Source organism: Bacteroides faecis MAJ27 (assembly GCF_900106755.1).
Lineage (GTDB): Bacteria > Bacteroidota > Bacteroidia > Bacteroidales > Bacteroidaceae > Bacteroides > Bacteroides faecis.
Window position 1 is genome coordinate 18,022 of sequence record NZ_FNNN01000023.1, and the last position, 15,607, is coordinate 33,628.

Annotated in this window: 7 protein-coding genes; all 7 read right to left on the reverse strand. The window is 45.8% G+C overall.

Going from position 1 to position 15,607, the window contains the following annotated elements; genetic code table 11:
* Nucleotides 1-18 precede the first annotated feature (18 nt).
* Nucleotides 19-1,740: a RagB/SusD family nutrient uptake outer membrane protein gene (locus tag BLW31_RS17850; protein ID WP_029425073.1), complete on the reverse strand. Its 1,722-nt coding sequence runs from the start codon at nt 1,738-1,740 to the stop codon at nt 19-21.
* Between the two features lie 22 nt (nt 1,741-1,762).
* Nucleotides 1,763-4,543, reverse strand: coding sequence for a SusC/RagA family TonB-linked outer membrane protein (locus BLW31_RS17855; RefSeq protein WP_010535645.1), 2,781 nt, complete (start codon nt 4,541-4,543; stop codon nt 1,763-1,765).
* A 29-nt stretch (nt 4,544-4,572) separates the two neighbouring features.
* The gene (locus BLW31_RS17860; protein WP_010535644.1) at nt 4,573-6,330 is read right to left on the reverse strand and encodes a RagB/SusD family nutrient uptake outer membrane protein; all 1,758 of its coding nucleotides are present in this window, start codon (nt 6,328-6,330) and stop codon (nt 4,573-4,575) included.
* Between the two features lie 11 nt (nt 6,331-6,341).
* Nucleotides 6,342-9,515 (reverse strand): SusC/RagA family TonB-linked outer membrane protein, encoded by a 3,174-nt coding sequence (locus tag BLW31_RS17865; RefSeq protein WP_022301067.1) that lies wholly within the window; start codon nt 9,513-9,515, stop codon nt 6,342-6,344.
* Between the two features lie 388 nt (nt 9,516-9,903).
* Nucleotides 9,904-11,625 (reverse strand): TonB-dependent receptor, encoded by a 1,722-nt coding sequence (locus BLW31_RS17870; protein ID WP_010535642.1) that lies wholly within the window; start codon nt 11,623-11,625, stop codon nt 9,904-9,906.
* Between the two features lie 12 nt (nt 11,626-11,637).
* Nucleotides 11,638-14,649 carry a tetratricopeptide repeat protein gene (locus BLW31_RS17875; protein WP_022301065.1) on the reverse strand — a complete coding sequence of 1,004 codons (3,012 nt, stop codon included), beginning with the start codon at nt 14,647-14,649 and terminating at the stop codon, nt 11,638-11,640.
* A gap of 292 nt (nt 14,650-14,941) precedes the next feature.
* A complete protein-coding gene (locus BLW31_RS17880) occupies nt 14,942-15,466 on the reverse strand; it encodes an NUDIX hydrolase (RefSeq protein ID WP_010535640.1) in 525 nt (174 codons plus the stop codon).
* Between the last annotated feature and the right edge of the window lie 141 nt (nt 15,467-15,607).

Below are 15,607 nucleotides of genomic sequence, written 5' to 3' on the forward strand. Positions count from 1 at the left end.
ATTAGATTAGACAATTAATTACCATCCTGTGTTTTGAGGATTTAAGTTTGTATTCTTGTATAGTTCGCTTTGAGGGATCGGATACAGATACATGCAATCTCTCCAGTTACGGGTTTCGTAAAGGTTCTTGTAGAAGTTGAACGTACCGTCCGCCTGCTTCTCGATCTTTACTCCATATAGTTCCCGCTGGGTAGTATCGGCAATCTTCCATCTCCGTACATCCCAGAAACGATGATCTTCGAAAGCAAACTCTACACGCCATTCATTGTACAGGCGTTCCATGAATTCATCTTTTCCCATGGAAGGAATCAACGGCATATCGGCATTCTTTCTCACTTCATTGATAGCCCACAGAGCAGAATACTTATAAGTCTCATCTGTGTAGTTGACATCATTGAAAGCGTTGACCATAGATTCCGCATACGTTAGTAATGTTTCCGCATAGCGGTAAATCACCCAATGATGCTTGCTGACAGCTTCTTTACCCGGTTCGAAGCTGGTAGCTTCCTGAATGTACTTGCGCAGGAAGTATCCTGTCGGTGAACCGCCTTGTGATACGATTCCGTCGTCGGCGCCACCTTTGAAGGTTTCAATGGTGTAGTCTTTAAACGACATTCCGTTGGCAAGAATAGCGCGGTAGAAACGTTTGTCACGATTCTCATAAGGTGATTGCGGGTCAAATGCAGGGTCTTCGCAAACCCATCCTGTGTTTTCTAGGGTTACTTTGTAACCGTTGACTGTCTCGAATGCGTCCACAAGGTTTTGTGATGGGTAATTGCTGTATGGGATAAGACTGGAAGTGCGTGTTCCCGCAGTCATGCGAAGCGGGAGATTAAACATTTCGAAGTCCGAATTATCACCATTGATCCTCATCAGTACAACTTCTTTTGAGTCGAGGTTGTTGGCACTCTCCTGGGGGTCGAGAGAGTAAAGCCCTGTGTTGATAATATCTATTGCTGCTTTGGCAGACTTTTTCCACAATTCGGTATCCATAGAAGGATTGTGTAGCTTACTGGCAGCATATAGCAGTGCTTTTGACTTTACTGCCATTGCAAAGCCTTTGGTCACTCTGCCGATTTCTGCTCCCGGTTCGTTTACATAGCTGTCCGGCAAGTTATTGGCAGCGTCGTCGCATTCACTGACAATGAAGCTGATTACTTCGCTGAATGGTGTCTTGCCGATTGTATTGGCTTCCTCTTCAGTCAGTACTTCCAATGGCATGGCGATGTCACCGTAGCGGCGTGCCAGTTCAAAGAAGTAGTGTGCCCGCAGCACTCTGGCTTCATAAGGGAAATATTTCAGCTGCTTCATCCAGTTTGTATATTGTCCGTCGTGCTCGTAGCGTGTGAAGTCCACTTGGGCAATCTCTGCTATAAAACTGTTGGCAGCACGTATACCACGATACAGGGTCCATGAATCGTCATAAGTTTTAATAGGCGACCAGTTACCGTTATTGGTATTCTGGATATTATCTGCATAGGCTCCGAATTCGCCGTCATCACTGGCACAGTCGCGCATGGAATATATGTCTTCGGTGAAAATTCCGCCGGAGGTCGCAAACAGTCGGTAGCCTTGTGGCATGTATGAGTATACGTGGGTAAGCATTGATTTGCTTGTACCGAAATACTTGTACATGTCTTCTTTTGTCTTCAGGTTGTTCGTTTCATCAAAGTCAAGGTAGTTGCACGAAGCAAAGACCAACGAAGACAAAATGGTTAAGAGTATGTATTTGGTTCTCATAATGTTCATTTGTTACTTTGCATTAAAAATTAAGTTTGATACCTGCCCAATAACTTCTTGTCGACGGATAAGCGATGCCAAGTTGTTCCGGGTCGGCAAAATGGAGATTGTCTAATGAGAACAGATTGGTGCCTTGTACGAATACTTTCAGGTCGGCAAAGCGAGTCTGCGATTTCGGGAAAGTGTAAGCTACCAATAGGTTACGAAGTTTCAGGAATGAACCGTCACGGTACCACAGTGAGCTGGCACGATAGTTATTCAAGTTTTCTTGAGTAGTCAGTCTCGGCATGGTTGCATTGGTCTTATTCTCCGGTGTCCAGCTTATTTCTTCATTCAGGAATGTATTTGAAATGTTGCCATTGCTTACAAGTGGACTATAAAGCGGACTGTTGAGCAATGAAACAGTGACTCCGGTCATTCCCTGGAAATCAGCGGAAAGCTCCACTCTCTTGTATGAGAAGTTCAGATTGAATCCGAAATAGAAGCGTGGAACAGATGAACCGAACATTTTCACAACGTCTTTCTCGTCGATGCGGTTGTCACCGTTCTGATCTTTGTATTTCACGTCACCGGGAGCTACGTCCGAGAAGGTTTGTTGCGGACTGTTGTTGATTTCCTGCTGGCTGTTGAAGAAGCCGATAGCTTCCAGACCGTACATCTGTCCGATACGGTTGCCCTTGGTATACAAGTAGTCGTACTCCTGATATGCCTGGTTTACATTGACTACCTCTGTATTCAGATATGACATGCTGGCACCAATACCATAATGGAAATCACCGATCTTATCATTCCAACTCAAAGAAGCATCCAGTCCTTTGTATTTATAGATTCCTTCGTTCACCTGACCTACTGTGATACCGATAATACCGGAAGTAGAATTGGCACCTGACACAAGTATATCCGAACGTTTTTCGTAGAAACCTTCTACTGTTGCATTCAAACGATTATCAAAAGCAGCGAGATCAAATCCGAAAGTCGCTTTCTGTGATTTTTCCGCTACCAGGCCGATAACCGGCAGATCGCCTTCGCTGCCACCGGACTGTCCTCCGGCATTCACTCCGAAGTTATAACCGGCACCGCCGCTGCCATAAGACTGACGCCATAGTTCGTGGCTCAGATTGCCGTCCCATCCGGACAGACCGTAAGAGGCGCGAATCTTGAAGAGATTGATCGGTGTCACCTTTTCCATAAACGCTTCGTTGGAGACGATCCATGCAGCAGAAACGGCAGGATAGTTCGAGTATTTGTCTCCGTCGGGCAGGTAAGCTGATCCCGAACGGTTGAATACGGCATTGAGGCTGTAACGGTTGTCGTAAGTATATGTGGCGTTCACCAGCACAGACTGATTCTTCTGAGAGTTGTTTCTGCCGTTTTTGACTACAGACTGCATATCATAAATCAATGCTCCTCCCACCTGGTGTTTGCCAAAAGTGCGGTTATAATCCACCTTTGCCTGGAAATCGCTGCGTAGCATCAGTCTTTCGAAAGGCTGTGTATGCCCCAGTGTTTCGGAGTCTGTACCATAAATGGCGGGAGTTGTCACCAGTGTACCATCGCTGGTGATACTTGCATTGCTGTTCATGTAACGATACTCTTTATTGGTGGTTTCATTCATTCCTCCGATATTATCGAAAGAGACGGATGCTTCGGCTGCCAGTCCTTTGGTCAACGCACTTAAATCCTGACGGATGCTCAGGTCGGCGAGTAGTGTTCCGTATACGTTACGGATGTGTCCATAGTCTTTCAACAGAGCTACCGGATTACCGGTTCCGTACACAGAGCTACCTCCATAAATGCCATTCTCATAACGAATGGGGAATGCAGCAGATGGAATGCCATAGATTTTATTGAAAATAGTGTTGCGTCCATAGCGGGTACCTCTGAGTTCTTTCAGTCTGCCCACAATACCGGCTTTCAGCAATGTGCTTTCCGTCACTTTTACGTCCAGATTGGTACGCACAGTCAGACGTGTGTCTGTAGGTGTAGTGTCGAAACGTGTATCTTCCGTGTTTTTTTTCAACATGGAGCGATCCCGGTAATAGTCTACTACCGTGTAAAAACGGAACTTGTCACTACCTCCGCTGAAAGACATTTTCAGGTTGTGGGTCAATCCTGTGTTGTTCAGCGTTTCATTCCACCAGTCTACATTCGGATAATCATACGGATAGATTCCTGTCCGGAAAGCATCCAGTTCCTGTGCATTGTAGCGTGCAGGCAGACCGTCTCCGCTTAATGCGGTGTTAAGAGCGTTCGCATACGTATAGGCATCTGCGAAGTCCGGAGAACGGAATTGGGTATTGACACCGAAATTATAGTCCACATTTACCTTCAGACCATTGCTTATTCCGCGTTTAGTCGTGATCAGTACTACTCCATTCGCACCACGCATACCGTAGAGAGCAGCGGCTGCCGCATCTTTCAGAACGTAGCATGATTCGATTTCCATCGAAGTGATGTCGCTGATATCACGTGGGAAACCATCAATTAATACTAGCGGGGCATTTCCGTGTATAGAGAGGGTGGATACGTTATCGGCTGACGAGCCTGTACCCTGATATACATTCAGACCTGCCACTTTTCCATACAAAGCTTTGCTGATATCTATGTACGGGGATTTTTCGAATGCGGAAGCATTGACTCCGTTGATAGAGTAACTGCTGGTCCGGGAAGATACGTTCATCTGGTAGCCGATGCTCAGTGTATCTGCCAGCTGCATTTCCGAAGCAGCTTTCGATGTCTGTGCATTCAGGGATACCGAACCTCCCAGGAGCAGAGTGATTAATATATAATTTATTTTATTCATTGTTCAAACGATATTAGTTAACGTGTCATTTACCAGCCCGGGTTTTGGGTCATTCCATATTGCTTGTTGATTTCCTCCTGAGGAATCGGAGCCAGATACCACTTGGTATCCCAGTTGGTAGCCCAGTAATGGTCTCCCAGTTCGATCTTCTCGAAGGTGAACTCAGTCGGATTGTTCAAGTCGTTACCTCTGCTTCTGAGTCCGTACAACTTCTTCTTGAAGTCGCTCTGACGGTCTCTGCGAACGAGGTCGAACCAGCGTACTTCTTCAAATCCTAATTCGAGTGCTCTTTCTCTCAGTACGGCTTCGAGGAACTGATCGTGATTCATTGTCTTGGAAAGTTCCGGCAGACCTACTCTCTTTCGTACGTCGTTTACCATTTTGTAAGCCTCGTCGGTAGGGCGTCCGTTGACTTCGTTGAGTACTTCCGCATATCCCAGCATGATTTCCGCCAGACGGGTGTGTGACCATTGTACCGGACCTTCGCGATCGTTGTTTTCCTGTAAGATGTACTTCATGATCAGGAATCCGCTACCGTCTTTGTAGTCGGCATGGTTGATATAAACAGGAGCTGTTGTTCCGTTGCAGTAGGTGTCTCCAGGACAAGCTACATTTTCATACAGACGTGGGTCGCGGGTGGGCACCATTTCGCCTTTTGTAAAGAACGGTTGCTTGGAGGGTGACTTCCAGTCGAAATTTGCCGGAAAATCAGTTCCGTCTTCCCACGGAAACATATCTACATAGTTCAATGTAGGGCCGCTGTAATAACGTTGGCCGATAAAGCTGCTGTGAACATCGGAGCCATATCCTTGACGGGTAGAGATTAATATTTCTGTTCCGCCGCGGTTGTAGTAGGCCTGACGATAGGCCAGACGTCTTGCCCGGTGCGTCTCTTCCGTAGGTTGAATCAGTTCGTATTCACCCCGTCTCTGTACTTCCGTGAAAAAGGCTGCGCCTGCTTCTGCGGCATCTTTCCATCGTTGGTCGCTGTAATTTCCGTAGCAGGTATATTCGTCTGCCTCCGGATGCCATTTGGTGTTTGAGTTGAAAGTCGGACTGGCTGCCCATTGCAAGACCTTGAACTTTAATGCCATCGCTCCTGCCAGTGTCATACGTCCGTCATCAGCTTTCTCGGCTTTCCAGGCCAGATTGGAGTTGATGGCTTCGTTGAGCAATCCTACGATCTTCTCTACCGTTTCGGCAAAAGTGATACGGGGGAAATTCATTGTCTCGTTTACGTCTACATAGTGGTCCAGCCATGTCACACCGCCTACATATCTCAGCATTTCGAAATAGCAGAGGGAGATCAAAACTTTGGCTTCCGCGATCCGTTCACTTTTCTCGCTGGCTGTCATGTCGGGCACTTTCTCTACGTTCTCGATATATAACCAAGCGTAACGGATGGTGGTCCAGTCGGACTTGCTTCCATAACGGTAAGCGGAATTCTTTGGGACGTTGTTGGCACTGAGTGCTCCGTTGTAATAGAGCTTGACAGGCCCATCACTGATATTGTCACGGAAACTGTAACACAAGTCTGTGATTGATTCAAGGATGTTCACACCCAATTTGTAGTCAGAGCCGGTCGGTAGCCCATAAGGTAATCCGGTATATGCTTTGGTCAGCACCTTTTCGGCATTTATTTTTGAAGAGAACATTTCTTCGGTAGTCGCTCCGGAACTCTCAGGCTGGTCGCCCAGAAATTTATCCCCGAAGCTGATTTCAGAACAAGAGGAGGCTATCAGTACGCAACCTAATGCTATTCCGAGTCCTTTTATTATTCTATTCATACAGTCGTTTTTTAGAAGTTAAGATTTAAACCGAAGCTATATACTTTGATCAGCGGATAATCTCCGAATCGGTTAGGATCACTTTCCGGATCAAGATATTTAAGCGGTGAGAAGGTCAGCAGGTTGTAGCCGCTGAAGTTTAATCCGAGTGAGCTGAGACCCAGTTTCTTCAGGAATTTCTTTCCGGTGATGGTATAACCGAAGCTCAGACTTTTCAAACGGAGATAGGAAGCATCCACTAGCCAAAGAGTAGAGGGCTCGGAGTTCCAGCTTTCCGATTCTTCCGACGGACGTGGATAAACAGCTCCCAGTTGGTTTTCCGGGGTCCAGCAACCATCGTAGAAGTAAGTCAGCAAACCACGCTTTCCGGCATTCGTATAAGGGATGCGGTATTCGATGTCATACATTCTGTTAACGTTCTTGGAACCTACCCATTGCATGGTGAAGTTGAATCCTTTCCAGTCGAATCCCATGTTCATACCGAAAACGTATTCCGGACGGGTAGCATAACCTGCTACGCTCTTGTCATTACCGTCCACGATGTGGTCTCCGTTGAGGTCGGCGTACATGGCGTCACCCGGATACACCTTCTGATAAGGCTGAGGCAGTTCCGGCTTTAAGGTCAGTTCGCCGTCAGCTCCGGTGATGAAGTCGCTGTACTGATAGAGACGGATGTAGTTGTATACTCCGGTCTGGCGTCCGGTAGAGCCACCGGTCTGGTTCATATAAGAGAATTGCTTGGGCACTTCGTCCATATAGAGGATTTTGTTGCGTGCGAAAGAGACGTTGGCATCCACATAATAATTGAAGTCTTTTCCGATTTTATCGCGCCAGCCGAGAGAAACTTCGTAACCGTGGTTGTCTACCTTACCAATGTTCAGGTTAGGCAGTGCAGTTGCGATGATGCTTGGAGTCGATTCCGGAGAGATCAGAATACCTGTGCGGTGTTCGATAAAGTAGTCGAAGGTAGCGGACAGGCGGCTGTTGAAGAATTTAAGATCGATACCGTAGTTCTGCTTGTCGGCTGTTTCCCAGGTTACTGCCGGGTTACCCATACGTGAGATGGCTGCTGCCGATTGGGAAATCGGATTGTCCACACCGAAGCTGTAACTGCCCGATGATCCCCATACGGCAGGCATGTACATAAAGCGTGAGTCCACTCCCTTGTCGTTACCGACACGTCCCCAGGATGCTCTGAGTTTCAGGTAGTCTACGATTTTCTGGTTTTCCATAAACTTCTCGGCAGTTGCGATCCATCCGGCAGAGAAGGAAGGGAATACACCGAAACGTGTGCTGCCCGGAGCAAAGTTTTCCGAACCGTTGTAGCCGACGTTTACGTCGAGCAGATATTTACTTTGATAGGCATAAGTAGCACGTCCTACCAGTCCTACGTAGTTACGGGGCAGATAAGTGTAGCTGTCCGGATAATAGTTACGCGACTGATTGTAAAGGAACAGACCGGATATTCTGTGGTCGCCGAATGTACGGTCATAGTTGATACGTCCTTCCAGATACCAGTTCTGTCCGCGTCCGCTGCTTTCCGAGTAAGTGAGCGGAGTATCGCTGCCGCTGGGTACATAGATAAGTGATTTATCGTAGTCAGGATCGGTCTGTGACATCGTACCGTTGGTGTCAAAGTATGATTTATAGTACACGGTCTGCGCTTCGATGGCGCCTCCCGTACGTACTTTTTCCAGTTTGAATTTATTGTCGTAAGCACCTTTCACGGAAACGCTCAGTCCCGGAGTGATAAAGTCCAGTTTCTGTGTGATGTCCAAATCCAGATTCAATGTCGTGTCATACGTTTGATTGTAACCTTGTCCGTAGAATACGAACATACCGTCACGCATCACTTCTCCCAGCGGAACCATATCTTTAGGAATCAGTGTACGTACTCCGTTGATAAATCCCGGTCCGGCAAACGGATGTGACCAGATCTGTGCGATTACCCAAGGATTCTGGTCTTCTCCCGTACCCGAAACGACGCTGCGCGGTTCCTGTATCTTACCTAAAACACCACCGACACCGAGTTTCATCGAAGTGGTCTTGGTCAGATTGGCATCGATATTGGCGCGGTAGTTATAGCGGTTGTAACGATAGTTATTGTCGTACATTTGTCCGGGAAGTTCTTTCAGAAGTCCGTTCTGATAAGTATAACCTACTGAGATGAAGTATCGTACATTATCACTACCGCCGGAGATGTTTAGGTTGTTCTGGCTTTGAAGATAGATATTATTAAAAATATACTTCTTCCAGTCCATACTGGGATACATGATGGGGTCTGAGCCGGTACGATAGGCTTCTACCTGTTCCGGAGTGAAGTATAACTTAGGATTCGTAACGTGGTCCATCTCCTGCTTCATATTCCAGAAACGTGCGAACTCGTAACTTCCGGTCTGCTCTACCAGTGAGATGGGCTGTTGCAGACCCAGTTTGGTGCTGGCGGAAATCTGCGTTTTGCCTGCTTTACCTCTTCGGGTGGTGATCAATACAACGCCATTAGCACCTCTTACTCCGAATACAGCGGTGGAAGAGGCGTCTTTCAATACTGAAATACTTTCGATTTCGTTCGGGTCGATTTGTGAAAACTCACGTTCTATTCCGTCTACTAAGACCAGGGGCTTGGATTGTGAATCATTTAATGAACCGACACCACGTACGTAGATGGCAGCAGCATCTTTACCTGGCTGTCCGGTGGTCTGTACGGAAGATACACCCGGCAGTGCTCCTGCGAGGAGGTTCGTGATACTTGTTGCCGGAGATTTGATCAGCTCTTTGTTGTCGATGGAGGAGACGGCACTGGTAAGCATGCGCTTGTCCTGATTACCGTAGGCGATAGCTACAATTTCCACTTCACCGAGGTTCTGTGCATCTTCTTTTAAGGAAACATTGATGATTGTTCTGTCTCCGACCACGATCTCTTGGGTTACATACCCGATAAAGGAAATGTTCAATACGGATTTTTTGCTTGGGGCGACGATCGTAAAGTTACCGTCAAAGTCTGTGATTGTCCCAATACTCGTGCCTTTCACAGTCACATTAGCTCCGGGAACGCCTTCTTTGAGTGTTTCATCCGTTACTCTACCCTTAATTGTGATACCTTCCGGGGGCAAGGCATACATCAACGGTATGAATAAAAGAAACGTAACAAGAAAGCAGAATCTTAAATTGAGCGCGTTTCTCATACTGTTTAATTTGATAGGTTAATAATATATTTAGTTTATAGTTAGGTCAACCGGATTGGGGGGTGACTTTTATTCTCTTTATTCTCTCTTCAGTTTCTAAATATATCCTTTGCTTATGTGCAATAAGGTTAACTTCATTTATCTTTTAATGATGATGCAAAATTAGGGACGATGTGAAAAATGGACGTGCAATATTCACCAAATTAGGTGCACAAATAGCTAGAAACACTATCTGTAACAAATGGGTAGACCTTGATGCAAAATTATAGACGGAATGGAAAAGAAGGATTTGTAAGGAACAATGAAAAAGCCCATCCTGTTATGTTGCACATAGGCAATAACAGGATGGGCATCTGATTGGTTCTTCTCTTTGGAGAATATGTCTTGTCTAGAAGCTGAAGCTTAATCCTCCCAGAAAGTTAAGACCTTCTGTAGGATAGCCCAGATAATACTGGTATTTCTTATTGAGGATATTATTAATCCGGGCATACACGGATACTCCTTTGAACACATTATAGCTGGCTCCGGCATGCAGGTCGCTGACTGCTGCGGCTTTAATGCCTTCTACCTTTGTGCGTCCGATATAATCGTAACCGAGATTGATATTCAGTTCTGTGATCGGGCGGAAGTCTGCGCTGAAATTAATTTCGCAGGCAGGCTTCATATACAGGCTGTATTTTTCTTTCGCATCCCAGTTGCGGTAAGTTCCAGCAGCGGACAATGCAATGAGGTCTTTATATTCATAGCTGATCTTCATACCGGTGTAGAAGTTGTTGGCATTGCTGAATTCCAGATTCAGATATTGATGTGCTGTGACCGGAGAGGAGGAATTTCCTTCCTGACCATCACCGGCGAGTGAGGGATCATAGTTGACAAATGTTTCTTCCTGCACCTCAAAGAAATCGTCTTTCAAATCCTGATAACCGCCATACAGATTGATCCATAATCCGGGATAAGGACTCGCTTTAAATCCTATCGCTGCATTCAGCTGTTCGTATGTATCAAGAATAGGGGCTGCCGGCAAGGCATAAGGACAGATCGTTTCCAGTCTGCGGAAATCGTTGACCAGCTTGCCTCCGGTAGCTTGCGCATAGAGTACGTAGCTGTCGGAAAAGATATACTGTGCTGTTATATCCGGAGACACGCGGAATGATTTACCGCTGCCGAATGAGAGATCCACATTGGCTCCTGCACGCAGATTCCAGCTGTCGCTGCTGAGTTTATAATACGGATTCAGTGCCAGAGCGGTACGGTTCTCGTATACCTGGAGGTCGTCAGCAAGTTTCAGGTCTTTATTGTAGATGAGATTACGCATGTCCAATCCGATGTTGATGCTCTGTTCGTCGCTGATAGCACCGCTGATCAATCCTTTGGTATGCACTTGTGTTTCTCCGACTTTGTCATTGAAAAAGAAAGTGTTATTGTTCTGACGGTTGTACATCATCAGGTTGGTTTCCGCCTCGAACTGTATGGGATAATTTTCATCTGTCGATTTTACTCCCAGATGGAAGTCTCCTGAAGTAAACTTCTGCTTGCCGGGTTGAACCGGAGAAAGGTTGAAATTGCTGAGTCCGAAATTAGCGGCGATGTTGAAATCTACCTTGTTGAACTGGTGGATATAATCGATATTCGCGCGGGTACGGTAATAATAAGCATTCCATTTCGTGTCTGCTTCCGGCATAGTCAGTTTGCCATCCATTCCGTCCATCTGAAAGCGGACGTTCAACTTGTCCCTGCCCGACAGACGGAACAGGTAATTGGCAAGGAGATCCAGATTACCGTAGTTTCCATATCCGGCGCGTATATATCCGGGCTTGCTGCCGGGCTGCACTTCCGTTCCTACATAGGGACGCATCAGGTCGGCAGGAATAGAGGTAGCTGGGAAGAAAGTAGTGGCATATTCCACTTCTTTTTTGCTGACGGTAGGTTCTTCCACTTTGGGCAGCACATTCACTTTGGAAGCATCCAAAATGTCCGGATTATATTCCTGTTCTACGACGACCGTGCGGTTCATGGTCGTATCTTTCGGCTGAGTATTCTGTGCCTGAAGGTTGGACTGCATCAGAAATGCCAGTGTAAATCCTCCTGCTATATAAAGAGTTCGTTTCATACTTTTCAATCTTTACTTGTTTAGTTTCTTTAGTCTGTCTTCAATCATGCTCTCGATATCGTCATTGCCCTGGTAGTTCTGTTGCAGGCTCAGCAGATACTGGCGTGCGTCGAGGTCTTTACCCATAGCGACATATACGTCCGACAGGAGGACAAAGCTGCGTGCTAGCCAATAAGCGTGTGGCGTACTCTGTTCGATGTAGTTGAGCAGCTCTTTTTCTGCTGCCGCATATTCTTTGGCATCGTAAAGTGCTTGGGCAACTTGGTATTTAGCTTCGGCACCATAAGAATTGCGGGTATCCTTGGCCAATTCGCGGAAATCATCCAATGCTTTCTTGTCCGCTTTCTGATTCTTATAAGCCTTCGCACGATAATAAAGAGCTTCGTTCTTCAGTTCTGGACTAAGCTTGGCTTCAGCCAGCACCTCGGTTGCTGCATGAATTGTTTCCACGTCGTCTCTCAGCAGGAAGGCACAACGCAGGATGCCGGTTTCGGCAAGCTGGCGGCGTTCTACATTGGTCGCTTTTTCTTTCAGCATCTTGTAGCTTGTCAGAGCTTCTGCCATCTGTTGCTGGTTGAACTGTACTTCCGCACGCATGATCAGCGCTTCTTCTGCAAATGGATTGTTCGGATATTCAAGCAATTTTCCGGAGTGGAGGAGCACCATATCATAATTCTTCTGCTCATTTCCAATCTGGCAGAGATAATAATGCGCATTCAGGCTAAATGCTCCTTCCGGGAAGGTTTGCAGATATTTATTAAGGCTGCTCTTGGCTTCTTCTGTTCTGCCACGTGCATAAATCTTTTCAGCAGCAGCATAGGTCAGAGAATCCTGCTCGCTGGCATCAAAACGGATATGTCCCGGCATCGCATTGGCTAAGGCAGCAAATTCGTCGATGCGGTTCAAATCTACATAGATAGATTTCATATCGCGCATTGCCAGGCGGGCTTCTTCACTGCCCGGATACTTTTCAATTACTTGTTTATATGCATTGATTGCCTGATCGAAGTTACCGTTCTGATAGTACAGCAAACCGATTTCGGCTGCGGCTTTCCGGCTGACAGGGCTTTCGGGATATTTCTCCAGCATTTCCTTGAAGGAGGTAATAGCCTGGCTGTTGTTGTCCATCAATACATAAGAACGGCCTTTCTCGTAAATGGCGTTCACTGCATACGGAGAAGAAGGATATTTGCCCACCAGTCTGTTCAGAAGAGTGATCTTGCCGGTATAGTCTTTCTGCAAACCGGATACGAGTGCCAACTGATAGAATGAATAATCTCCGGAAGGAGTATTCATTTGTTCGGCTTGCGAATAATAATGTTTGGCTTCTTCGAAGTTGCGCACATTCAAGTGGCAGTCTCCGATACGGTTGTAGGCATCTGCAAGTGCTGTTCTGTTCTCTCCTTTTTCCAGCTGGATATATTTTTGGAAGTAATTACTTGCCTGTGTGTAGTCCTTACGGTGGAAGGCAATGTATCCTAAGTTGTAGTTGGCGAGTGCATACATTTCATTATTAGGCTGCGTGGTCAGTTGCAGGTAAGCGTTGAAATCGCGGGCGGCTTCCATCATTCGGTTGAGGCGGTAGTAAGATTCTCCACACCAGTAGTAAGCGTCCGCTTTGGTCTGGCGGTTGTACTGTCCGATGGCAATAGACTGGTTCAGATATTGGAGAGCCTGCTCGAAGTTGGCATTGGCAAATGACTGTGTGCCCAGCTGAAAGAGAATCTTTTGTTTGGCTTCCATGATCTGTGCACTTGGTTTTGCTATTCGTTCGATAGACTTCAAGGCAGCTTCGTAGCTGCGGGTATTCATATAAACTTCTACCAGATAGTTGCTTACTTTCTCGGCATACGGAGATGTCGGGAATTCATTGAGGAATTTCTCAAAGGCGGTTACCGACTCACCGAAAGCTGAATAGGAAGTTTCGTGCAGGCAAAGTGCGTAGTTATAAGCAGCCTGTTCCTTAATCTGGAGATTGGCACTGGAAGCGGCGGCCTGTTCGAAAGCCATACGTGCCTTGTTTTTTTCTGCTAGCTGTAGGTATGAAAGTCCCATGTGCAGGTAAGCATTCTGTGTCAGTGCATCGTTGGTCGTAGTCACTTGTCCCAGCATTTCTGCTGCTTTGGAGTAGACTTTGGTTTGGTAATAGGAGAGGCCCAGCATATATAGCGCATCACGGCGGGGAGCGGAGTGATCTCTGTCCAGATAGCCGGTGAATGCTTCTACTGCCTGATGATATTGGCCGAAGTGGTAGTAAGCATCTCCCAGAATACGGTACATTTCGGCGGCATGTTCGTTGTTAGGATAGGCCGACAGGTAATTCTGTGCTACAATCTGTGCCTTATCGTAGTTCTTCTTGATGGCATAAATCTCTGCTATATAATAAGGTACGAGTGCTTTGTATTTGGGATCGTCCTGCAAGGGGAGGAAATCTTTCAATGCCTCGTCATAACGTTTCTGAGTGTAACGGATGTAAGCAAGATAGTAGCTGCAATCCTTTGCATATTTGGGACTGCTGGCACGCAATGTTTCAAACCAGATGGCGGCTTCTTTCAGATTATCGGTCTTCATGTAGCAGGTTGCCAGTTGGTAGGTGCGGTCGTCACGTTCTTCATTACCCAACAGATCGAGGCGGGTAGAGTTGAAGAGAGCTAATGCCTCATCATATTTCCCTTCGTAGAAATAACAGGAGGCCAACAACGAATAGATGCGGTTGGCATAAGGAGTATCGGGATAACGTTCGAGGTACTTACGCAGTAACTCGATGCGGTTTTTGTCTTTCAGTTCATAAGCCGAACTGACTAACATATATTCTGCGTCCTGAAGGAGACTTGCTGTTGGCTTTTGCTTTACAAATGCTTTCAATGCAGGTATAGCGGCTGCATAATTTTTTTCCTGGAAAAGTTCTTTACCTTCTTTATAAAGGTTGACAGGAGAGGTTATCTTTTCGCTTGTCTGTGCGGAGATGGCAATCGGCGCACAACACAACAAGGTGCAGATAATTCGTGATATTCTTTTCTTCATAATCTAGTGTTTTGACAAAAATACGACTATATCTTCCAACGAAAACCCTTTGAAAGTTATTTTATAATCATTTAAATCTTTATGTAAATTATCTCTCATCGATTTTGAATCCGAGATACTTATTCTTTTTTGACTCTTTTTCATCTTTCTGATGAGGGTAATTAAGTCTGATGTTGAATTTCATGTGATTGTTGTTTTTATAATTAATGGCGGTTACAAAGATAATACGAATCTTAGTATTTTCCTCATTTAAAACGTTTTCTGATACCCGAAAGTTTAGTAAACCCTTTAGTTAACTGTGCTGAGCCAGAAACTGTACAACTCCCCGTCGAATGGAATCCAACCCGAAATCTTCCGGACGTATCTCCGATAACGGCAGAAAGAAAGCATCTGCCACGTCATCCATTGCCGAGAAATGGCTCATGTCTTTTACGGTACAAAGAAAGAACATATCGAGGGTATGCACGGGAAAGCCCGAATAGATATAGATGTTCGGCAAGGAGAACTGATAGACCGCTTTGTCCACCTTCAATCCTGTCTCCTCTAATACTTCTCTGCTTACACCTTCTTCTCCTGTTTCGTTCATATCGATAAACCCTCCGGGAAGATCGAGAGTGCCTTTTGCAGGTTCTTTGGCACGGCGGCAGACTAGCAGTTCGTTCTTTTCATTCAGAATCAGCGCCACAGTAGCGGCAGACGGATTGAAATAATAAACGAAACCACAGTCTGTGCATTTCTTAGACTTTTCATTGTTCACTTCGAAATGTGGAGAACCGCATTCGGGGCAATACAGAAATTGCGCAAGAGGATGTTTCATAATTATCAATTTTATATAAAAGATTGTCTGCCCACAAAAATATAAAATCTTTTCTTCAGATATGGAATAATGTGATTACAAAATAGTAAATACCCCGTCTTATTAGTATCATTAACAACAATCATATACAAATTAAAAGAA